This is a genomic window from Microbacterium lacus (assembly GCF_044794305.1).
In the GTDB taxonomy this organism is placed as follows: Bacteria; Actinomycetota; Actinomycetes; order Actinomycetales; family Microbacteriaceae; genus Microbacterium; species Microbacterium lacus_B.
Window position 1 is genome coordinate 2143394 of record NZ_CP084996.1, and the last position, 19549, is coordinate 2162942.

The window sequence follows — 19549 nt, forward strand, 5'->3', positions numbered from 1 at the left end:
CTCACACCGAAAGACACCTCTGTGACTTCTCTGAACCTTCGCGTTGCCATCGTCGGCGCGGGCCCCGCCGGTATCTACGCGGGCAACATCCTCGCCACCCACATCAAGGACGCCGGCGGCACCGTCGCGATCGATCTGTTCGACTCGCTCCCCGCGCCCTACGGCCTGATTCGCTACGGCGTCGCGCCCGATCACCCGCGTATCAAGGGCATCGTGGGCTCGCTGCATGAGATGTTGGATGCCGGCTCCATCCGCTTCATCGGCAACGTCGAGGTCGGCCGGGACCTCGCGATCGATGACCTGCGCGAGCGGTACGACGCTGTGGTCTTGGCGACCGGCGCGATCCGCGACGCCGTGCTCGACATTCCCGGAATCGACCTGCCCGGCTCGTACGGCGCCGCCGACTTCGTCTCGTGGTTCGACGGTCACCCCGACGTGCCGCGCGACTGGCCGCTGACCGCGCGTGAGGTCGCCGTCATCGGCAACGGCAACGTCGCGCTCGACGTCGCCCGGGTGCTCGCCAAGCACGCCGTCGATCTGCGGTCGACCGAGATCGCCGATAACGTGCTCGCGGGGCTCGAGGCATCGGCCGTCACCGACGTGCACGTGTTCGGGCGCCGCGGCCCCGCCGAGATCAAGTTCACCCCGATCGAGCTGCGCGAGCTCGGCGAGGTGCCGGACGTCGACATCGTCGTCCACGACGAGGACTTCGCCCACCTCGAGGGCATCACGCCGTCGACCAACCAGCTGAAGGTCATGCTCCGCATCCTCGAGAGCTGGCGCTCGCGCCCACAGACCGGCGCGAGCCGCCGGCTGCACCTGCACTTCTACCACTCGCCGGTCGAGGTGCTCGGAACCGACAGCGTCGAGGGCGTGCGCTTCGAGCGCACCGCCCCCACCGGCGACGGCAGCACTGTCGTCGGCACCGGCGAGTACCGCGACATCCCCGTGCAGGCGATCTACCGCGCCGTCGGCTACCACGGCTCACCTGTGCTGGACGTTCCGTTCGACGACGCGCGTGGAGTCATTCACAACGTCGAGGGTCGTGTCGTCGCGGATGCTGACGACACCGTTGCGATCCAGGGTCTCTATGCCACTGGCTGGATCAAGCGCGGGCCCGTCGGACTCATCGGTCACACCAAGTCGGACGCGATGGAGACGATCGCACACCTCGTGTCGGATGCTTCCGCCGGAGTGCTCGCCGCCCCGACCGTCGACGGCGATGTGCTCGAGTTCTTGACCGAGCGCGATGTCGCGTACACGACGTGGGACGGCTGGCTCGCCCTGGACGCGCACGAGCGCGAGCTCGGAGCGAACCACGTCCACACTCGCGAGCGGGTCAAGGTCGTACCGCGCGACGAGCAGGTCGGCGTCTCACGCGCGGGCAGCCTCGCCCTGTCGTGAGCGAGGCGCTCGAAGCCGACGCCCTCATCATCGGCGGCGGGCCGGCGGGTCTGTCAGCTGCGCTCAACCTGGGGCGCGCCCGCGCGTCGGTGGTTGTCGTCGACGCCGGGCGACCGCGCAACGCGGCAACGTTGCGCTCGCACGGCTTCATGACGCGCGACGGCATCTCGCCGCTCGAGCTGCGCAAGCTGGCGCGGGCCGAGCTTGAGCAGTATCCGACTGTGCGGGTGCTCGATCGGGTCGCTGTCACGGTGTTGAGCACAGCAGATTCCGGCGACGGCATACGGTTTTCCGCTGCGCTGCATGGCCGAGGTTCTTCCGTGCCGGGAACGGTCTCGGCACGGTCGGTGCTGGTCGCGACCGGGCTGCGCGAAGAGCTTCCCGCGATTGAGAGCCTGCGCGCGTACTACGGAATGTCGGTGTTCAGTTGCGCCGCCTGTGACGCGTGGGAGCTGCAAGATCGCCCGCTCGCGTTGATCGGCGAAACGCCCGATCTCGCGACTCGTGCGCGGCTGATCGCACGCTGGACCGATGACCTCACCGTCTTTACACACGGGGCGGACGTCATCGACACTGCCGAAGAGGCGGAGCTTGCAGCATCCGGAATACACGTCGAAAGGCGAGCGATTGCCGATCTCGAGGGTGAACGAGGGGCGGTTTCAGCCGTGCGGTTGACGGACGGAACGCTCGTACCGGTCGAGGGTGGGTTCGTACGGCCGCTGTGGCATCCGATGCTCGACTTCGTCAGCGGTCTCGACGTCGACCGCGATCACGAGGGTCATCTGCTTGTCGATCGCTCGGGGCGCACAAGTGTCGCGGGTCTGTATGCGGCGGGGGATGCGGCGGCTCCTGGTCCTCAGCAACTCATCGTCGCGGCGGGTCAGGGTGCGCGTGCGGCTGCCGTGCTCGTGCACGATTCGGTCGGAGTGCGCACCGCGCACTGACGCTCGCCAACGCTCGCCCGATCACGGTGAGTTCAGCAGGCGCCAAGCTCAGCGACCGAATCGGCGAGGACGGCGGTCCCGCCGAGCAGGGCCACTCCCTGGACATCCTGATCCCACAGTTGGAAGTAGACGTCATCAGTGACGCAGTGAGACGGAGCGAGGTAGAGCGGAGCGCCGAGCGCGCTCGCGAGCGGCCCACCCGAAAGCGCATCCGGGAAGCTGGAGCCCGATGCCAACAACGCCCGCTCGGCGCCGTTGAACACGGTGGCGTTGATCACCGATGCTGTCTGGTAACGAGTCTCGCCCGCGAGTCGGGTGACATTTACTGCTCCCAACAGTTTCTGCAGGTCGGCCTCGATGCCAGAGCTGATCGCGAACGGACCGCCGGCGATGAATACCTCGACGGTGCCGAGATCTGCGAGTAGCGCTGCCGTGGCCGCTGGCAGCTCCTCGCCGCCCGGAACCAGAATCACGGGAGCACCGAGGTGGGCAGCCGCCGCACCCGCCGCGAGTGCATCGGGGAAGTTCTGGCCCGTAGCGATGAACGCGGACGGTGAACCGGAACGGAAGGCATCCCGAACCACTGCTTCGGCCGTTTCGTATCGCGTTGCCTCACCGATACGCGACACCTGCACATCGCTGCCGACGCGCGCGCGCACCTGAGCGACAACCGCGGGGGAGATCGCGTTGACGCCGCCCACCACCACCACACTGAGCGGCCGAAGTCGCGCGATCTCGTTGAGGATCACTTCCGGCGCATGATCCTGGGCCACCGGAAGGATCGCCCCGCCCTGCGCACTCGCCGCCGGACCCGCAGCCAGTGCATCCGGATAGTTGAATGCGTTCGTGAGGTAAAGCACAGAGGGGCGGGATGCTGCGGGCACAGCATCCCCGTAGATCGTCCGCGTGATCTCTACGGCCGTGGAGAACCGGTCAGCTCCTGCGACGCGCCAGATGTCGAAGTAGCGAGGCTCGAGCACCATGTCGGTGAACTGCACGCGCTGGCCGGGAGCGACGATGACATCGGTGCTGTCGGCGAAATACCGCGCGTCAGTGTGCCATTCAGAACCGAGTCCCGACTCGACTGCCGGTCGAGCCCGCACGGCGTAGGTGCCCGCTTCGACGAGAGCTCCGCCGAACTTCCCCGCTGAGTCGTTCCAGTTTTGCAAGTATTGCTCGTAGTACCCCGTGACCTCATCGCGCTTCCACAACGACACCTCTGCGGGGGCCGCCACGAGGGAGCCCGCAGCGTTGCGGGCATACACGTTGCCGCCGAGCATGCCCCCTTGCACCAGTGTGATCTCGCCGAGATCGGGATGATCCGTCTCTCCGACCGAGATCAGGTCGGCGTCATCCTGCGAGCGAACTCCAGGCCAGTAGGTTTCGGGCACGAGGTTCGATTCGCCACCGAAACGGATCTGATAGCCCCCAGAACGCAACCCCTCGAACTCGAACGTCCCGTCGTCCGTCCAGTTCAGTCCTCCTCCGTAGTAGTCGTCGGGATCAACGAGCACCACATAGCCGACATACGGCTGCCTCACGCCCCCCGCTGCTTCGACGGTGGCGACTCCCGAGATCGTGCTCATGCGCACGATCGACATCTCAACGGATTCGTTGGAACCTGGGGTAACCGAAATCACGGCCGGCCCGCCGGGCGTTTCGCCGACGACGACATCCTGAGTCGCAGGGAATGAGCCCGACGTTCGTGCGACGAGTCGGTAGGTGCCCGGCGGAAGCGGCATCGTGACGTGCGCCTCGCCGCTACGCTGCGTAAACAGCTGATAGACCGGCTGGTAGTCGTGGGTGTCTCCGGTTGCTCCAATGTCAACCCTTGCCTGTGGCACCGGCCCCCTGTCATCCGTGACGTTGATCGTGATCACTGCTCCGGCATCGAGTTGCGCGTCAAGTTGTGTCTCCTGCCCCACCGAAACAGGTACGCGCGTCGCGGTCGAGCGCTTGTAGGAGTCACCGGCGTACTCGCTGACGATGGGCTCGACACCTTGGTACGAGAACGCCACCACGTATGAACCTGCCGGAATGCCGTCAATGCGATAAGTCCCGTCGGGGTTCAGCCTCACGCCTTTCACGTGGGCGAAGGACTCCTGCTGCACAGTGACGAGCACAACGGCCAGATTGCCTCCCGGGGGAACAGTGACCACTCCCGCAATGCTTCCCGTTCCATCGGCGGCGATCGCGGTGGCACCGGAGGAGAACGTGAGGACGGCGGCGGCGAGAACGCTCAGTAGCGCGCGAAAGACCTTCGACATTGAAAAGCTCCTGGGGGGAAGGAGAAGAACGCGCCCGACGGCACGTGCGAATGCTATCAATTCCGGGGCTGATCTTGACGCCGATCTTCATGCCCTGCGACAGCGCGTGCTGAGGTTCGCGCTCTCAGCGGTTCAGGACGCGGTTGACCCAGGTGTCGCGCGCCGCACGCGCAGCCTTCGAGACGCGAGGGTTCGGAACGGTGTCGAACCCGTGGAATCCGCCAGCCCACACGTGCAGTTCGGCCTGGCCACCGGCTGCCCAGATGCGCTCGGCGAAGGCGATGTCTTCGTCGCGGAAGACTTCGGCGCTGCCGCAGTCGATGTATGTCGGCGGCAGACCCGAGAGGTCGGTCGCGCGCCCCGGTGCCGAGTAGATCGAGACGTCGTCGGTACTCTTGCGATCGCCGAGCAGTGCCGTCCAGCCGACGACGTTCGAGGGTCGGTCCCACACCCCGACGCCGTCGATCTGCCGAGTTGAGAGGGTCTGGTCACGGTCGTCGAGCATGGGCGAGATGAGCAGTTGTCCTGCGAGTGCGGGTCCTCCGCGATCGCGAGCGAGCAGCACGGCGCCCGCGGCGAGGCCGCCTCCCGCGCTCCCGCCGACGATGAGAAGTCGGCTGGGGTCGATGCCGAGCTGGTGGGCGTTGTTCGCCGTCCACACCAGTCCCGCGTAGGTATCTTCGACCGGGTACGGGTCGGGAAACTCGGGTGCCAGGCGATACTCGACGCTGACCACGACCGCGTCGTGCTGCTCGATCCAGCCCGCCACGCGCCCGATCGCGCTGAGCGGTGTGCCGAAGATCATGCCTCCGCCGTGCACGTTGTAGATGCCGAGACCGCTCCCCGTGCTCCCGCGTCGGCGGATGACCGTGACCCGGATGTCATCAACGCGGTACCCCGGAATCGTGACGTCGTGCGACTCGAGGTCGAGGTCGGGCAACTGCTGTGCGAGTGAGGGAACGACCATCGCTTCGCGCAGAGTGGGGATCGCGTCTCGGGTGAGCGTGATCGGTGTCGGTCCGCGGAACATCGCCAGCGCGGGCTCGAGTTCGGGATCGAACGGTGGCCGTGCGTCTGCGTTCATCGGGATCTCCTTACCCGCCGATTGCACCCGCGTCGGTCGAGCCCACGTCGGTGCGGTGGAAGTTCTGGAAGGAGCGGGATGCTGTCGGCCCCCGCTGGCCCTGATACCGGTTGCCGTACGGGCCGGAGCCGTAGGGGTTCTCGGTCGGCGACGACAGGCGGAAGTAGCAGACCTGGCCGATCTTCATGCCCGGCCACAGCTTGATCGGGAGCGTCGCGACGTTGCTGAGTTCGAGCGTGACGTGGCCTGAGAATCCGGGATCGATGAACCCCGCCGTCGAGTGGGTCAGCAAGCCGAGGCGGCCGAGGCTCGACTTGCCCTCGAGTCGTGCGGCGATGTCGTCGGGGAGCGAGATGAGCTCGAACGTGCTGCCGAGCACGAACTCGCCCGGGTGCAGGATGAACGGCTCATCCGGCGCCGTTTCGATCAGGTGCGTGAGTTCGGGCTGATCTTCGGCCGGATCGATGAACGGATACTTGTGGTTGTCGAACAGCCGAAAGTACCGGTCGAGGCGCACGTCGACGCTCGACGGCTGCACCATCTCGGGATCCCACGGGTCAAGACCCAGGCGGCCGGCGTCGATTTCGAGTCGGATGTCGCGGTCGCTCAGCAGCATGCCGCCAGCCTACCTACGGTGCGCGGGCGGCGCCGGTCGTAGGCTCTGAGCCAGGCGGTTGGAGGCTCAATGGTTACGGTGCTGTTCTGTCCGGTCACTTTCAACCTCGCCGAGACCACTCGGATGATCCAGGTGGCGCGAGCGTTGCGGGAGCTCGACCCCAGTCTCACTCTGCCGTTCATGGGGTACGAGGATGACTATGTCGGACTGATCCGCGACGCCGGATTCGACTACGTGTCGTGTGCACCCGTGTTCAGCGAGCGCGACCGAGCCCAGCTCATCGCGTTCGACCAGGGCAAGTCGTTTCGCAGTCCCTTGACCGTCGAGCTCGTCGGTGCCCGCGTCGAGGTCGAGCGAAAGCTCATCCACGAGCACAGTGCAGTCGCAGTGGTGACTGGTTCGAATCTGACGTCCTACGTCTCAGCTCGCGCCGAAGGTGTGCCGCTGTTCTACCCAGTGCCGTTCGCGTTGTCTCGGCCACAGGTCACGCAGGCGCGGCACCTATATCTGGTTGGCGGGAGCGGTCGTGTTGCGCGGGCCGCTGATCGGGTCGCGACCTCGGCCTTTCGATGGATCTACACCCGCGCTCCTCTCGCCCCTCGCGCGATCGGGAAGGTCGCTCGCGCCAACGGCGTGAACCCGCTGCGCACGGTCGTCTCGCTCATCACTGCCGACGTGAATCTCGTGACCGACATGCTCTGGGATCTCGAGGGGTTCGACCTGCCGTCAGACTTCACGCAGGTCGGGCCGATCTTCGCGAACCTTGATGTGGAGCTGCCCGAGATCGTCACCGAGCTCGCAGCGGCACCCGAACCGCTCATCTATCTCGGTCTCGGGTCGTCGGCGAACCGCGCGCTGGCTCTCGCCGCGGCCCGCGCGCTCGGCACCTTGCCCGTCAACGTGATCGCGCCCATCCGGCACTATCTGAGGAGCGACGATGATCTTCCGCCGAACATCCACGTCACCGACCTACTTCCCGCTCATCGGCTCGGCGGCCTCGTGGATGCGGCCGTGATCCACGGCGGGCAAGGGACCGTGCAAACCGCGAGTGCCACCGGCATCCCCTTCGTCGGAATGGGCCTTCAGCCTGAACAGAAGTGGAACGTGCGCATGGCCGAACGCCGAGGTCACGCAATCGCGGTCGCGCCGAAGCGCGCGGGGTCACCCGAGTTCGTCGCCGCGGTGACGCGCGTGCTCAGCGACCCCGGCATTCGTGCGGCGGCGTCCGAGGTGCAGCACGCCTATGCCGATGCGGATGGCGCAGCCGCCTCCGCGCGCATCATTCACTCCCGCCTGTAACGCAAGGTCGGATGCCGCTTGTTATGCTTGCTGGACGCCGAAAGGCGGTCCGGGACTGTAGTTCAATGGCAGAACTTCTGCTTCCCAAGCAGATAGCGCGGGTTCGATTCCCGTCAGTCCCTCCACCAAAACCGATTCGCAATCCCTGACGTCAGGAAAGAAGCGCACCCATCTGCTTGGCGATCACGGTGGTCGCGGTTTTCGGGCTCAGTCGTGCAAGTCGGTCCATGGCGGCCGCGTCACGCCCGATCGTTGCGCGGAACTTGCCCTTCTTGATCGCTTCGACGATCACGCGTGCGGCTTCCTCGGGAAGCGTTGTCTTGTACGCCGGGGCATCCGCAGAGGCGTCTCCGAGCGAGACGCCGGAATTCGTGGCGATGTCGGTGCCGATGGCGCCAGGGAAGACGACGGTCACCGCGACGTTGGTGTCGAGCAGTTCGGCGTAGAGAGCCTCCGTGAGGATCTTCACCGCGGCTTTCGATGCGCCGTACACCGCCTGCCCGGGGACCGGGGCGTAGGCGCCCATGCTCGACACGTTCACGAGGGCGGCCGCGGGACGAGCCAGGAGTGCGGGGAGGAACGCCTTGACCATGTTCATCGTGCCCCAGAAGTTCACGTTCATGACCTTCTCGATCTCAGAGAACGGGAGGTCGTTGACCTTCACGAACTTCTGAATCACACCCGCGATGTTGACCAGTGCGTCGATGCGCCCGAAGGCCGACGCTATGGTCGACGGCAGCGCCTCGACGGCATCCCGATCGGTGATGTTGACGACGTGAGCCGAGAAGCGGTTGCCGACATTCGCGAGCCGTGCGGTCTCGGTCAGTCCGGCCTCATTGAGGTCGACGCCGGCGACGGACGCACCCTGCGCGAGGAGCTGGAGCGTGACTTGGCGACCGATGCCGTTGCCTGCCCCTGTGATGACGAGGACGTTTCCAGAGATATCCATAGGTGTGTTCCTTACGTGGTGGGTACGGTCGTGGCGGCGCGATCGGTGATCCGCGTAAGCACGTCGTCCATGGTCTGCGCGACGCGGATCGTTGCTTCGCGCCCGTGCCAGGGGTGCTCGAGAAGTCCGTCACGGAGTGCGGACTCCACGGCGGTGAGCATCGCCTGGTAACCGTTCCCTGACCTCGGGTGCTCGACGGACTCCGGCGCGATGAAGATCCGCTCGGCTGAGCCGGCGTGGACGCGCGCGCGGGTGCCTGCCCAGAACATGGGGTCGAGGGTCACCCAGCCTCGATCCCCGCTCACCGTCGCGGACAGGTCAAGAAATTCGACGCCCGACCACGCGATCTGGGCAAACCGCGCATCCGCAGATTCCAGGGTGGCGTGGCCGCGAATGTCGACCCCATCGACGAGCGTTCCTGCCGCGTCAACCCGATCGGGAGAACCGAGGAACCACTGCGCAAGGGTCACCGGATAGATTCCGCGATCCAGCAGGAAGCTGCCACCTTGCGCCGGCGCGAGGATCCGACCGCGCGCCTGAAACGGCGTTCCGAAACTTGCGCGCACACTGTTGACCTCACCGAGAAGGCCGTCGGCGATACGGTCGATAATCTCGACGTGGAGGGGATTGAACCTCATCCACATCGCCTCCATCGCAAACCGTTGCGCCGCCTTCGCCGCGTCGAAGATGCGAGCCACGTCGGCAGCACTCGTCGCCATCGGCTTCTCGACCAGCACGTGCTTTCCGGCGGCGAGCGCTTCGAGCGCGATCTCTGCGTGAGTGACAGCGGGCGTTGCGATGTAGACGATGTCGATGTCGTCCCTCGCAAGAAGCTCTTCCCGCGAGTCGGTGGCGAATGGGATGCGAAAGGAGTCAGCGAACTCGCGAACGCGCTCAGGAGACCGGCCCCACACTCCCGTCACAGCACCGGGAGCGACGTGCTCGAGGTCAGGGACAAGCCTTGCTGAAATGTCGCCGGTCCCGATGATTCCCCACCTGTGCATCATTGCTCCCTTTGGTGATGGTGCGCTTCACTGGTGCCCGAAGGATTGATTGGCAACCGGTTGTCATTCTTGATCATACGTGCTGTAATTGATGTGCGACAAACGAAGTCGCATGCAATGACAAAGGAGTTCTGCCCATGACCGCGCCAACGAGTACCGCAACCGTGGCCACCGCGCGGTTGCCGTTCGGCAAACTCGTCGCCTGGGCCGGGGCCGGCCTCTCGGCGGCGGCGAACTTCATCATCCTGGGCTACGTCGCCATCTACTGCACTGACACCCTCGGGCTCCAGGCTGCCGTGGTCGGTGTTCTCTTGCTCGTCAGCAATCTCTGCAACGCTGCGCTCGCCCTCGTCGCCGCCTACATCGTCGACCGGAGCCCCGAGACCCGTTGGGGCAAGGCACGACCGTACGAGTTCGCCATTCTCGGTATCTGGCTAATGACCTGGATGCTGTTCTCGACACCTTCATCGCTCGGTGAGACCGGGCGAATCATCTGGGTATTCGTCACCTTCATCACGATTCAAGCCGTCTTCCGCACGCTTCTGGACGCCAACGACAACCTGTATCTCGCGCGCGCCTTCTACGGCCGTCGCGTTTACGCCAAGGTCACCACTCGCTCCGGCATTGTCACGTCGATCGGAGCGATCGCCGTCACTGTGACATTGCCCATGGTGTTGAACGCCGCCGGAAAGTCCCCTGAAGGATGGTCGACCGCGATCGCATGGTTCGCCGTTCCGCTCGCGATCATCGGCATGTCACGGTTCATGTTCGTGAAAGAGACACACCTCACCGCCGACGCGGGCGCTCCCCCGGTCAAGATTCGCGACATCCTGCAGGCGCTCAAGGGCAATAGATGGATCTTCGCAATCGCTGCCCTCCAGCTTTTCGCCTCCGCCATCAATGGCGCCGGCGCAGGCGCCTACTACTTCCGCTACATCGTCGGCGACCTCGGAATGCAATCCATCGTGCTCGGCGCAGGAATCATGATCCTCCCCAGCATCATTTTCCTTCCGGTACTCATGAAGCGCGTGGCCATCTCGCAGATCATCATGATCGGAGCCGTTTCCGGAATGATCGGATGCGTCATCAACGCATTCGCCGGAGCCAGCATCCCGATCCTGATTGTCGGCAGCCTCTTCACCGGGCTCGCGCTGCTTCCCGTCAGCTACCTCGCTGCCGTCCTCATCCTCGACCTCTGCTCCTACAACGAGTGGAAGGGCAACCGCCGCCTGGAAAGCACCATCGGGGCGATCGTGGGCATCTTCACCAAGATCGGCGCTGGTCTCGCTGGCGCATTCGTCGGGCTCGTCCTGACGCTCTCGGGCTATGACGGAACCGTGGAGACGCAGGCCCCCGCCGCGAACGCAACGATCGTCGCGCTCTACTCGTGGTTCCCTCTCACCCTGTTCGTCGGCGTTTTCGTCACGATGTTGGTCTACGGGCGTTTCGACCGCTTCATCTTGCCGCAGGCTCAGGCCGAACTCGAAGCTCGCGACGAAACCGCGTCAGAGAATCACACGCACGTCGACCTCGTCCCCGTGCCCCCTGTGATCGTGGGCGGCCCGACCGGCATCGACCCTCACCCCGCACTCGAGCTGCTCGAAGCCGAGCGACTCGACGACGAGACACCCAAGCGATAAGCGAGGGAAGCAGTGATGGCGACGACTTCTCAGTCGTCGCCATCACCTGCGAGTCCGAAGCCCCTCGTTACGCGGCGGGGCCGGTGCTCCCCCGCACGAGCAGGGTGGTGGCGAGCAGGCCGTCGTCGACCGCATCTCGATCTCCATCCAACTGCGCAAGGACCTTCGCTACGGCACGTTCGCCGGCGACCTGGAGTTGAGCCTGGACCGTCGTGAGCGGTGGCACGATCAACTCGCTTCCGAAGATGTCATCGAAACCGGCGACGCTGAGACTGCGGGGAACATCGATGCCGGCGGCGGCGGCGGCCTGCATCAGGCCGATCGCCATGAGGTCGTTGAAGGCGATGACCGCCGATGCACGCGCCGCCATCACCCTTCGTAGGGCATCGCGCCCGCCCTCGATAGTCGGGCTATTGGGACCGATTTCGACAAGACCGATGTCAAGACGCTCCGACGCGTCGAGCATGGCTTCCCAACGACGCCGACTGATCCAGGACGTCTCGGGCCCGGCGAGATAGACGATGGAGCGATGCCCCAATTCGGCGAGGTGCTCCATCAGAGCGCGCACACCAGAATCAACATCGGGAAGGACGCTCGAAATGTCTTCGATCTGGCGGTTGATGAGCACCATCGGCTTGCGCTCGGCGAGCGCTGAGATCCTGTCGTCGGCGAGACGCGTGGTGGCCAGAATGAGGCCGTCCACGCTGGGCAGAAGTCTCGCGATCGCCTGAGCCTCCGCTTCGCCGGACTCCTGCGACTCCGCAATGACGAGGGTGTAACCCGCGGCCGCAGCAGCGTGTTCCGCACCGCGCACAATACCGAAGATGACCGGGTTGGTGATGTCAGCGACAAGCAGGCCGAGGGTATGGCTACGGCCGGTGGGCAGCGCGCGTGCCATCGGATTGAACTGGAAGTCCAAGCGATCCGCGGCGGCGCGAATTTTCGCCTCGGTCTTCTGGCTGACGCGTCCTGGCACGCTCAGTGCGCGCGAGACGGTCGAGGGGTTGACGCCCGCGAGTTCGGCGATGTCGTAGATCGTCGCTGCGCCGCCGCGGCGCTTGATTCGCGCTGCTAGCTCGGCAGGCACGTCCTCCGTCGCCACCGGCTCTCCCGTCGTCCAATCCTCAGCGCGCATGCGCGTCCACCCATTCAAGTGCAGTTCCGGTGATCTCGTCGACTGGCGCGTCGACATCGATCTCGATCCCTGCCTCGTCAGTGCCGAGGCGTTCGAGAGTATCGAGCTGCGAGAGCAGGAGGGTCGGGGGCATGAAGTGGTCTTTTCGCTTCGCTGCTCGGGTTGCCAAGACGTCGTGCGTGCCGTGGAGGTGAACGAAGATGACGGATGGGGCGCTCAGGCGCAGCCGATCGCGATAGGCGCGCTTGAGCGCCGAGCAGGCGATGACCACGCCCGTCGATTGCGCCAGTTGCCGTCCTACGGCGTCGAGCCACGGCCCTCGGTCGTGGTCGTCCAACGCGACACCGGCCGCCATCTTGGCCACGTTCTCCGGCGGATGCAGGTCATCGGCGTCGACGAAGGAGACCTCCAACGCCCTCGCCATCTCATGCCCGATGGACGATTTTCCCGCTGCCGACACACCCATCACGACGATGAGGGGCCGGGGCGCGGCATCCGTCATCACGTGATCACCAGTCGTGGACCGTCCCGTCGAGCAGGCGGTTATAGGGCAGATAGGCCTGCTCGTACGGATACTTTCCCGCTTCGTCGACATTCAGCTCGACCCCGAGTCCGGGCTTGTCTCCGGGATGCAGGTAGCCGTCTGTCCAGGTGAACGACTGCTCGAACACCTGATCGGTCTTCGCGCCGTGACGCATGTACTCCTGGATGCCGAAGTTGTGAATCGCCAGCCCCAGATGCATCGCAGCCGCCATCCCGACGGGCGAGATGTCTGTCGGCCCGTGCATCCCCGACTTGATCTGGTACATCGCCGCATAGTCGAGGGTCTTCTTGAGCGCGGTGATGCCCCCCATATGGGTGACGGCGCCGCGCACGTAGTCGATGAGCTGGTCGCGGATGATGTCTTTGAAGTCCCAGATCGTATTGAAGATCTCCCCGATCGCCAGCGGCGTCGTCGTGTGCTGGCGGACGAGCCGCAGCGCCTCTTGATTCTCAGCCGGCGTGCAGTCCTCGAGCCAGAACAGGTCGTATGGCTCGAGGTCTTTTCCGAGCCGCGCAGCCTGGATCGGGGTCATTCGGTGATGCCCGTCATGCAACAGCGGGATGTCGGGGCCGAACTCGTTGCGCACGGCCTCGAACACCCCGGGAAGGTGGGTGAGGTACGCGCGGGTGTCCCAGTCCTCCTCAACAGGCTTGGCGCCACGGCGTGCGGGTTCGTGGTCGTACCTGACGGTGGCGTCGCCGACATCGGCTCCCTGCGCCGCAATGCCGTAGATCGCCTTCAGTGTGGGCACGCCCGTCTGGATGCGAATCGCCTTGTATCCCTGCTCCTGGTGTGCACGGACCGAGTCGAACAGCTCTGGCAGCTCTTTACCCGAGGCGTGGCCGTAGGCCATCAGACCGTTGCGGCTGGCGCCACCGAGGAGCTGATAGACCGGCATTCCTGCCGCTTTGCCCTTGATGTCCCACAGCGCCATGTCGACCGATGCGATTGCCGCCATGGTGACCGGACCGCGACGCCAGTAGGCGGAGCGGTAGAGGAACTGCCAGGTGTCTTCGATCTTCGACGCGTCTGCTCCGATGAGCAGCGGGACGACGTGCTCTTGCAGGTAGGCCACCACCGCGAGTTCGCGTCCGTTCAATGTCGCATCACCCAGGCCTGTGAGCCCGTCGGCGGTCGTGATCTTGAGCGTGACGAAGTTACGGTCAGGGCTGGTGACGATGACTTCCGCTTTGTCGATGATCATGTGTGATCTCCTCGGTGCTCAGGCGTCGGTGCCGGGCTTGCGGCCGTCGAGGCCGCGCCAGCGATTGCGGAGCGAGAATGCCGCGGACTTCGGCTTGCGATCGCGGGTGAAGATGCCCTTCTTGTTTCCGCCGACGCGGTGCAGTCCGTTGGTGGTGGCGAAGTCGGAGAAGTTCCAGATCTGCTCCCCGACAAAGCTGGGGAACCGGTCGAAGACGCGGTGGTACATCGCGAGGAAGTCGGTCTGGTACTCCTCGGTCCACACCTGATCCCACACAGAGTGCAGCCCGGGCATGGTGTCGGCCCCGTACTCGGTCATCATGATCGGCTTACCCGTGCGTTCGACCCACCCCGCGATATCGCCCTGGAGGTAGAGCTCGGCCGTGGCGAGGTCGCCGGCGTTGATGTACCAGCCGTAATAGCGGTTCATGCTGACGACGTCGAACAGGTCGATGATCTGGTCGTTCTGGAAGGTCGCGAACATCACGAGGGCGTAGGTGAGGGGGCGGGTCGGGTCGAGCTCACGCGCCAGCTTCACCAGCGGCTCGAAGTATTCACGCGCGCCGTCCTCATTTGATGCCGGCTCATTCGCGATGCACCACATGACCACGGACGGGTGATTCTTGTCGCGACCGATCAGCTCCCGCAGATGTTGCGCGTGCGCCGCGTGCGTCGCCGCACCCGCGTACTCCTCGGAGAAGGTGGGGAACGGCGGCTTTCCGCTGAGTCCACCCGTGACGCCGAGGTTGAGACCGACGGCAGCGGTCTCGTCGATCACGACGATTCCGTGACGGTCGGCGAAGTCGAGCACGTCCTCCGCGTACGGATAGTGCGAGGTGCGGAAAGAGTTCGCGCCCGTCCACTCCATGAGCTGGAAGTCGTGGACCATGTACGCGTTGTCGTGGCCCTTGCCGCGCACCGCCGTGTCTTCGTGCTTGCCGAATCCGGTGAAGTAGAAGGGCTCTCCGTTGATGAGGAAATCGTGCCCCCGCACCTCTACCGTGCGCACACCCACCGGGAGCGAGTACGAATCGATGACGTCTCCACCCTGTAGCGCCTCGATCGTGAGGTCGTAGAGGTAGGCCGCTCCGGGCTTCCACAGCACCACGTCGGCGATGTCGAGTACGCCTGCGGCGCCGGTACCTTCGGCGACGACTGCGCCAGAAGCATCCGTCAGACGCACGCGCACAGTGGCATCACCGACGAGCTCGACACGGTAGTCGACGGAGCCGGTGGAACCTTCGAAGCCCGTCACGACCGTCACGTCGTCGATGCGGGTGGCAGGCACGGAGTACAACCAGACCGACCGAGCGAGACCTGCGTAGTTGTAGAAGTCGTGGAAGTAGGTCTGCGTCTTCTTGCCCGTCATCCCCACTTCGATCTTTCCGGGAGGGATCGTCTCGTTGGTGAGGTCTCCGCTGACAGCGACGGTGAGACGGAACGCGCCACCGGCCTCGACCTGCTCGGTGATATCGACGTCGAAAGGCGTGTAACCCCCGATGTGCTCGCCGACGAAGACGTCGTCGAGGTACACGCGTGCGGCATGCGTGGCAGCGTCGAAGCGCAGGTAGATGCGCTCTCCACCCCACCCGCGCGGCACCCGAACCTCACGCTGGTAGTACACCCAGCCCACGTGGTCGCGAATCTCGGGGTCGGTGAACAGGTCGTTGTAGCTTGCCGGCACCGCTGCTTCCAGGGGCGAGTCGAGTCGAGTCGTCCACGGCTGATCACCGAGGCGCGCGTCGATGCCGAATCGCCAGACGCCGTCAAGGTTGACCAGTTCACGGGTGGGGGTGGGTGTGGGCTTCAGCATCGATGGCCTTCCTGCGCGTCGCTGCGATGTTCAGGTTCCAGTGAACCAGATGTAGACAGATTTGGCAACCGATTGCCACTAGATGGTTTCACCGGCGTCAGCGAGAAGAGTGCTGCCGGTCATGATGATCGCGAGGTCGCTCGCGCAGAAGAGCACGACCCGCGCGATGTCATCGGGCACACCGGTTCGCCCGATCAGCGACTGCGTCATTGCCGAGGGCATGTTCGAGGGATCCAGGCCAGCGGCCTCCATGGCCGCCGCGGCCATCGCCATGTTGCCCTCGGTCGGCACATAACTGGGGGCAACGCCGAGCACCCGAATTCCGCGTGGAGCAAGCTCGAGCGCCAACTGCTTGGTGAGTCCGCGGACCGCATGCTTGGACGAGACATAGGCAGACAGCCCCGGGGCAGTGCCCCGGAATCCTGCGGTGGAAGCGATGTTGATGATCACTCCGCCGTCCAGCATCCGTCCCACGGCCTCGCGCGCACCATTGCGCACGCCACCGGTGTTGACGGCGAAGACCTGGTCCCACGCGTCGTCACTCATGTCAAGGAGCGGCGCGCTCGGGAAGATCCCTGCGTTGTTGACCCAGACGTCGACGCCGCCGAGAGCACTCACCGCGATATCGGTGGCCGCGGTGATGGATGCTGCGTCCGTGACATCCATGCCCACACCGACGGCAGGCACACCGAACCGCTCAGTGAGTTCGCGGGCGACGGCGGCAGCGCGAGATTCGTCGAGGTCGGCGATGGCGACGGACGCGCCGGCCTCCGCAAGGCGGACGGCGATGGCTCTGCCCAGTCCCTGGGCGGCCCCGGTAACAACGGCACGGCGACCGCGAAGTGAGAGGAGGTCAGGAAGCGAGCTCGACGAAACGTCGGCGAAGGGAAAAGGCATTGCGTGGTCCAATCGGTGGGGTGTCAACGGATACCGCGTACTTTGGCGGCGATGATGGATCCGCCCGCAACCGCGAGAACTGCGGACGCAAGGTAGAGCACAGTGAAGTTCTGGTCGCCGTCGCCGATCATGAGCAGCAGGGGTGCCGCGATCGGCGCGAGGACACCGGGGATCTTCTGAGCGAACATCGTGATGGCCATGTAGCGGCCGGCCTGCGTTTCGCGCTCGGGGAGGACGTCCAACACCAGCGCTTGCGCCACGGCCGAGAAGAGGGCAATGCCGAGCGAGGAGATCAGCACGCCGATCACGATGGCCACGAGGTCGTAGGCGAATGCCGAGACCGCACCGCCGGCGGCAAACAGAATTGACCCAGCAAGGATGAGCGGCTTTCGACGCCCCAGCCGGTCGCTCAGCCACCCGCCGCCGATCGCGCCGAGCATCGCAGTGCCGATGCTGAGGGCCGACGTCAGCGCCTGCACGCCGGCGACATCTGCGACGGGCATCTCCAGTCGCTGAGCGATGAAGAAGACGGTGAAGCTCGTGGTCAGCGTGAGCCCGAGGAAGAAGACGAACCGTCCTAGCCAGTTCCACGCGAAGTCGGGAACATCGCGGGGCCGGAAGAGGTAGCTCCTCAGGAGCCCGGTCACCGTGAGCTTGGTCGTCGCGACGAAGCCTCGCGTGTCGGGTTCGGGGGCGAAGGCGACAAACAGGCCGATGAGCACCACGGCAACGACGGCAGGCAGGGCGAAGACGAGGAGGATGCTGTCACGCAGAGGTCCTACCGCGATGATGCCGATGACGGGGGCGATCTGCATCGTGAGTCCGGTGATGCCCGAAACGCTCCCCCGCTGGCTCGCGGGAAGGCGGTCGGCCTGCCAGTTGCCCACCGATCCGGCTGCCGTTCCCCAGCCGACCGTGCAGAGCACCCAGCCGACTCCGAGCCAGATCAGATTCGGGGATAGCGCCATGACCGGCACGGAGGCGACTCCGATCGCCATGCCCAGCACCGTGAAGGGGCGACGGCGACCCCATCTCGTACGTGTGCGATCGCTCAAAATTCCGGTGAGCGGCGCAACAATGAGCGTCGCTGCGGAGCCGATGCCGAGTATGTAGCCGAGCACGTCGGTTCGCCCGGGAGCGAGTTGATCGAGCCGCACGGCCAGCGAGTAGGCCATTGGGACGATCATCGCCATGCCGCCACCGAACGTCGCAGCGACAAGGAGGACGACCTGCCAACGCGGGACGACGGGGAAGTCATCCGCGTCGACATAGGAAGGGACGGGCGGTCCGACCGGCGACTGAGGGAGGGCGACATTGCCGGTCGGCACCCTCTCTTCGGCTAGTTCAAACGCCGACTCATGACGGTCCTCCGGGTCCTTGAGCATCCGCTTGTTCTCGTCGCCCTGAACTGTCAGGACAGCCCGTTGCGCTGCGCGACCCCGCCCAGCCAACCCAGGCTCGGCTTCGGGGTGCGAATGAAGGTCTCACGGTCGACGGCGATGAGGCCGAAAGTCGGCCCCCAATGGCCCCACTCGTAGTTGTCGAGCAGGCTCCAATGAAGGTAGCCGCGAACGTCGATACCGTCCGCGATGGTGCCGAGGAGGCCCTGCAGCGCTTCATCGGTGTACCGGATGCGCTGTGTGTCGTCGGCGGTGGCGATGCCGTTCTCGGTGACGACAATGGTCGTTCCCTCCGAGACCTCCCATGCGTGGCGGACAGCCGTGGCGAGAGAGTCGGGCCGATAGGCCGTGCCAACCAGGGTGTTGTCGGGGCTCGCCGGATGCGGCACGAGTCCGTTGGCATCGACCTGCTGGCTGGAGTATGCCTGCACGCCGACGAAGTCGTCGCCTCGCGAGCCCTCCCAATAGATGTCTTCTTTGCCGTAGCGGATCTCTTTGAGTTTCTCCTCGCCGCCCGGCGCCGCTGTCAGCGCGCCCGCGGCGATCGTCCAGCCGACCTTGGCTGTGGTGCGCGCCCGGAGGACTTCGCGGGCGGCGTGGTGAATCTCGACGAACCGTCGCCCGATCTCGGGATCGGCGTAGGTGAGGAAGTCGCTGTGCGTGTTCTTCTTCTCACCTGTCTCTTCGCCGTCGGTGGGTTCGATGGTCGGGCTCTGCCACTGTCCGTCGCTGGACTGCGCCATGCGCTTCATGGCCGTCATGATCGCCGCCTGCATGTTGGGTTCGTTCATGGTGACGACCCACTCGACGCCATCCAGAATCGTGGTGGCCTCCTCCGCGAAGCGGACGAAGCGCTCCAGAGCGTCGGGCGCCGTCCAGCCACCGGCACTTGCGAACCATTGCGGAGTCGTGAAGTGCTGCAGCGTGACGACGGGAGTCACGTTCTTGGCGAAGCAGTACTCGATGACGCGACGGTAGTGCGCAAGCTCCGCCCGCGAGAAGCGACCCGGGAGCGGCTCGATGCGCGACCACTCGAGGCTGAAGCGGTAGGACGTGAGGCCAGCGTCGGCGAGCAGGTCGATGTCTTCGCGGTAGCGGTGGTAGCTATCGCACGCATCGCCCGAGGGTTCCATGCCCGGCATCTGCTGCTCACGGGCCCACCAATCGCTGTTGACGTTGTTGCCTTCGATCTGGTGTCCTGCGGTAGCCGCGCCCCAGAGGAAGCCATCAGGAAAGTTCGTCATTGCACATCCTTTTGCTTTACGAGTTGCGATCGCAGCAACCGATTGCCAAAAGGCTAGCATAGAATTAGCAAGAGCTCACTAATTTGATTTGAGGATGCATGGCGCA

General features: G+C 65.1%; 16 protein-coding genes and 1 tRNA gene. 5 read left to right on the forward strand and 12 right to left on the reverse strand.

What is annotated here, in order from left to right; translation table 11 throughout:
* Nucleotides 1-21: 21 nt before the first annotated feature.
* Together LG299_RS10220 and LG299_RS10225 are read left to right on the forward strand one after the other, a co-directional pair.
* A complete protein-coding gene (locus LG299_RS10220; protein WP_404429847.1) occupies nucleotides 22-1404 on the forward strand; it encodes an FAD-dependent oxidoreductase in 1383 nt (460 codons plus the stop codon).
* Nucleotides 1401-2348, forward strand: a complete 948-nt coding sequence (locus LG299_RS10225) for an NAD(P)/FAD-dependent oxidoreductase (RefSeq protein WP_404429849.1) — start codon at nucleotides 1401-1403, stop codon at nucleotides 2346-2348. Before LG299_RS10220 ends, LG299_RS10225 begins: the two co-directional genes overlap by 4 nt.
* A 32-nt stretch (nucleotides 2349-2380) precedes the next feature.
* On the opposite strand, the gene LG299_RS10230 is transcribed toward LG299_RS10225, so the two are convergent.
* From LG299_RS10230 to dcd, 3 genes are all read right to left on the reverse strand, one after another.
* Nucleotides 2381-4615: a cell wall-binding repeat-containing protein gene (locus LG299_RS10230; RefSeq protein WP_404429851.1), complete on the reverse strand. Its 2235-nt coding sequence runs from the start codon at nucleotides 4613-4615 to the stop codon at nucleotides 2381-2383.
* Nucleotides 4616-4739: 124 nt separating this feature from the next.
* On the reverse strand, nucleotides 4740-5699 hold the full coding sequence (locus LG299_RS10235; protein ID WP_404429853.1) for an alpha/beta hydrolase: 960 nt from the start codon (nucleotides 5697-5699) through the stop codon (nucleotides 4740-4742).
* Between the two features lie 10 nt (nucleotides 5700-5709).
* Entirely contained in the window at nucleotides 5710-6315 is a 606-nt protein-coding gene (gene dcd, locus LG299_RS10240; RefSeq protein WP_404429855.1) for a dCTP deaminase, read from the reverse strand.
* Nucleotides 6316-6384: 69 nt separating this feature from the next.
* Here dcd and LG299_RS10245 point away from each other — a divergent pair, with 69 nt between their 5' ends.
* A complete protein-coding gene (locus LG299_RS10245) occupies nucleotides 6385-7614 on the forward strand; it encodes a glycosyltransferase (protein ID WP_404429857.1) in 1230 nt (409 codons plus the stop codon).
* Between the two features lie 51 nt (nucleotides 7615-7665).
* Nucleotides 7666-7739 (forward strand) — tRNA-Gly (locus LG299_RS10250).
* Nucleotides 7740-7765: 26 nt separating this feature from the next.
* On the opposite strand, the gene LG299_RS10255 is transcribed toward LG299_RS10250, so the two are convergent.
* Both LG299_RS10255 and LG299_RS10260 read right to left on the reverse strand, forming a co-directional pair.
* On the reverse strand, nucleotides 7766-8563 hold the full coding sequence (locus LG299_RS10255; RefSeq protein WP_404429859.1) for an SDR family NAD(P)-dependent oxidoreductase: 798 nt from the start codon (nucleotides 8561-8563) through the stop codon (nucleotides 7766-7768).
* Nucleotides 8564-8574: 11 nt separating this feature from the next.
* The gene (locus tag LG299_RS10260; protein ID WP_404429861.1) at nucleotides 8575-9567 is read right to left on the reverse strand and encodes a Gfo/Idh/MocA family protein; all 993 of its coding nucleotides are present in this window, start codon (nucleotides 9565-9567) and stop codon (nucleotides 8575-8577) included.
* Nucleotides 9568-9704: 137 nt separating this feature from the next.
* Between LG299_RS10260 and LG299_RS10265 the strand changes: the two genes are divergently transcribed.
* On the forward strand, nucleotides 9705-11207 hold the full coding sequence (locus tag LG299_RS10265; protein ID WP_404429863.1) for an MFS transporter: 1503 nt from the start codon (nucleotides 9705-9707) through the stop codon (nucleotides 11205-11207).
* Nucleotides 11208-11274: 67 nt separating this feature from the next.
* On the opposite strand, the gene LG299_RS10270 is transcribed toward LG299_RS10265, so the two are convergent.
* The 7 genes from LG299_RS10270 to LG299_RS10300 form a co-directional block, all read right to left on the reverse strand.
* Nucleotides 11275-12342 carry a LacI family DNA-binding transcriptional regulator gene (locus LG299_RS10270; protein WP_404429865.1) on the reverse strand — a complete coding sequence of 356 codons (1068 nt, stop codon included), beginning with the start codon at nucleotides 12340-12342 and terminating at the stop codon, nucleotides 11275-11277.
* Nucleotides 12332-12844: a gluconokinase gene (locus LG299_RS10275; protein ID WP_404429867.1), complete on the reverse strand. Its 513-nt coding sequence runs from the start codon at nucleotides 12842-12844 to the stop codon at nucleotides 12332-12334. Before LG299_RS10275 ends, LG299_RS10270 begins: the two co-directional genes overlap by 11 nt.
* Nucleotides 12845-12851: 7 nt before the next feature.
* Complete coding sequence (manD, locus tag LG299_RS10280) at nucleotides 12852-14090, reverse strand: D-mannonate dehydratase ManD (protein ID WP_404429869.1); 1239 nt, start codon at nucleotides 14088-14090, stop codon at nucleotides 12852-12854.
* An 18-nt stretch (nucleotides 14091-14108) separates the two neighbouring features.
* Nucleotides 14109-15902 (reverse strand): beta-glucuronidase, encoded by a 1794-nt coding sequence (uidA, locus tag LG299_RS10285; RefSeq protein ID WP_404429871.1) that lies wholly within the window; start codon nucleotides 15900-15902, stop codon nucleotides 14109-14111.
* Between the two features lie 78 nt (nucleotides 15903-15980).
* Nucleotides 15981-16799 carry an SDR family NAD(P)-dependent oxidoreductase gene (locus tag LG299_RS10290; RefSeq protein WP_404429873.1) on the reverse strand — a complete coding sequence of 273 codons (819 nt, stop codon included), beginning with the start codon at nucleotides 16797-16799 and terminating at the stop codon, nucleotides 15981-15983.
* A gap of 23 nt (nucleotides 16800-16822) precedes the next feature.
* Nucleotides 16823-18184: an MFS transporter gene (locus LG299_RS10295; RefSeq protein WP_404429875.1), complete on the reverse strand. Its 1362-nt coding sequence runs from the start codon at nucleotides 18182-18184 to the stop codon at nucleotides 16823-16825.
* A 26-nt stretch (nucleotides 18185-18210) separates the two neighbouring features.
* Nucleotides 18211-19443, reverse strand: coding sequence for a glycoside hydrolase family 1 protein (locus tag LG299_RS10300; RefSeq protein WP_404429877.1), 1233 nt, complete (start codon nucleotides 19441-19443; stop codon nucleotides 18211-18213).
* Nucleotides 19444-19549: the final 106 nt, after the last annotated feature.

Bases quoted from the DNA above. Each gene is read 5' to 3' on its own strand.
- LG299_RS10230 (WP_404429851.1), bottom strand. From the start codon at position 4,615: ATGTCGAAGGTCTTTCGCGCGCTACTGAGCGTTCTCGCCGCCGCCGTC.
- LG299_RS10270 (WP_404429865.1), bottom strand. From the start codon at position 12,342: ATGCGCGCTGAGGATTGGACGACGGGAGAGCCGGTGGCGACGGAGGAC.
- LG299_RS10265 (WP_404429863.1), top strand. From the start codon at position 9,705: ATGACCGCGCCAACGAGTACCGCAACCGTGGCCACCGCGCGGTTGCCG.
- LG299_RS10245 (WP_404429857.1), top strand. From the start codon at position 6,385: ATGGTTACGGTGCTGTTCTGTCCGGTCACTTTCAACCTCGCCGAGACC.
- uidA (WP_404429871.1), bottom strand. From the start codon at position 15,902: ATGCTGAAGCCCACACCCACCCCCACCCGTGAACTGGTCAACCTTGAC.
- LG299_RS10255 (WP_404429859.1), bottom strand. From the start codon at position 8,563: ATGGATATCTCTGGAAACGTCCTCGTCATCACAGGGGCAGGCAACGGC.
- LG299_RS10300 (WP_404429877.1), bottom strand. From the start codon at position 19,443: ATGACGAACTTTCCTGATGGCTTCCTCTGGGGCGCGGCTACCGCAGGA.
- LG299_RS10260 (WP_404429861.1), bottom strand. From the start codon at position 9,567: ATGCACAGGTGGGGAATCATCGGGACCGGCGACATTTCAGCAAGGCTT.
- dcd (WP_404429855.1), bottom strand. From the start codon at position 6,315: ATGCTGCTGAGCGACCGCGACATCCGACTCGAAATCGACGCCGGCCGC.
- LG299_RS10275 (WP_404429867.1), bottom strand. From the start codon at position 12,844: ATGACGGATGCCGCGCCCCGGCCCCTCATCGTCGTGATGGGTGTGTCG.
- LG299_RS10235 (WP_404429853.1), bottom strand. From the start codon at position 5,699: ATGAACGCAGACGCACGGCCACCGTTCGATCCCGAACTCGAGCCCGCG.
- LG299_RS10290 (WP_404429873.1), bottom strand. From the start codon at position 16,799: ATGCCTTTTCCCTTCGCCGACGTTTCGTCGAGCTCGCTTCCTGACCTC.
- manD (WP_404429869.1), bottom strand. From the start codon at position 14,090: ATGATCATCGACAAAGCGGAAGTCATCGTCACCAGCCCTGACCGTAAC.
- LG299_RS10295 (WP_404429875.1), bottom strand. From the start codon at position 18,184: ATGCTCAAGGACCCGGAGGACCGTCATGAGTCGGCGTTTGAACTAGCC.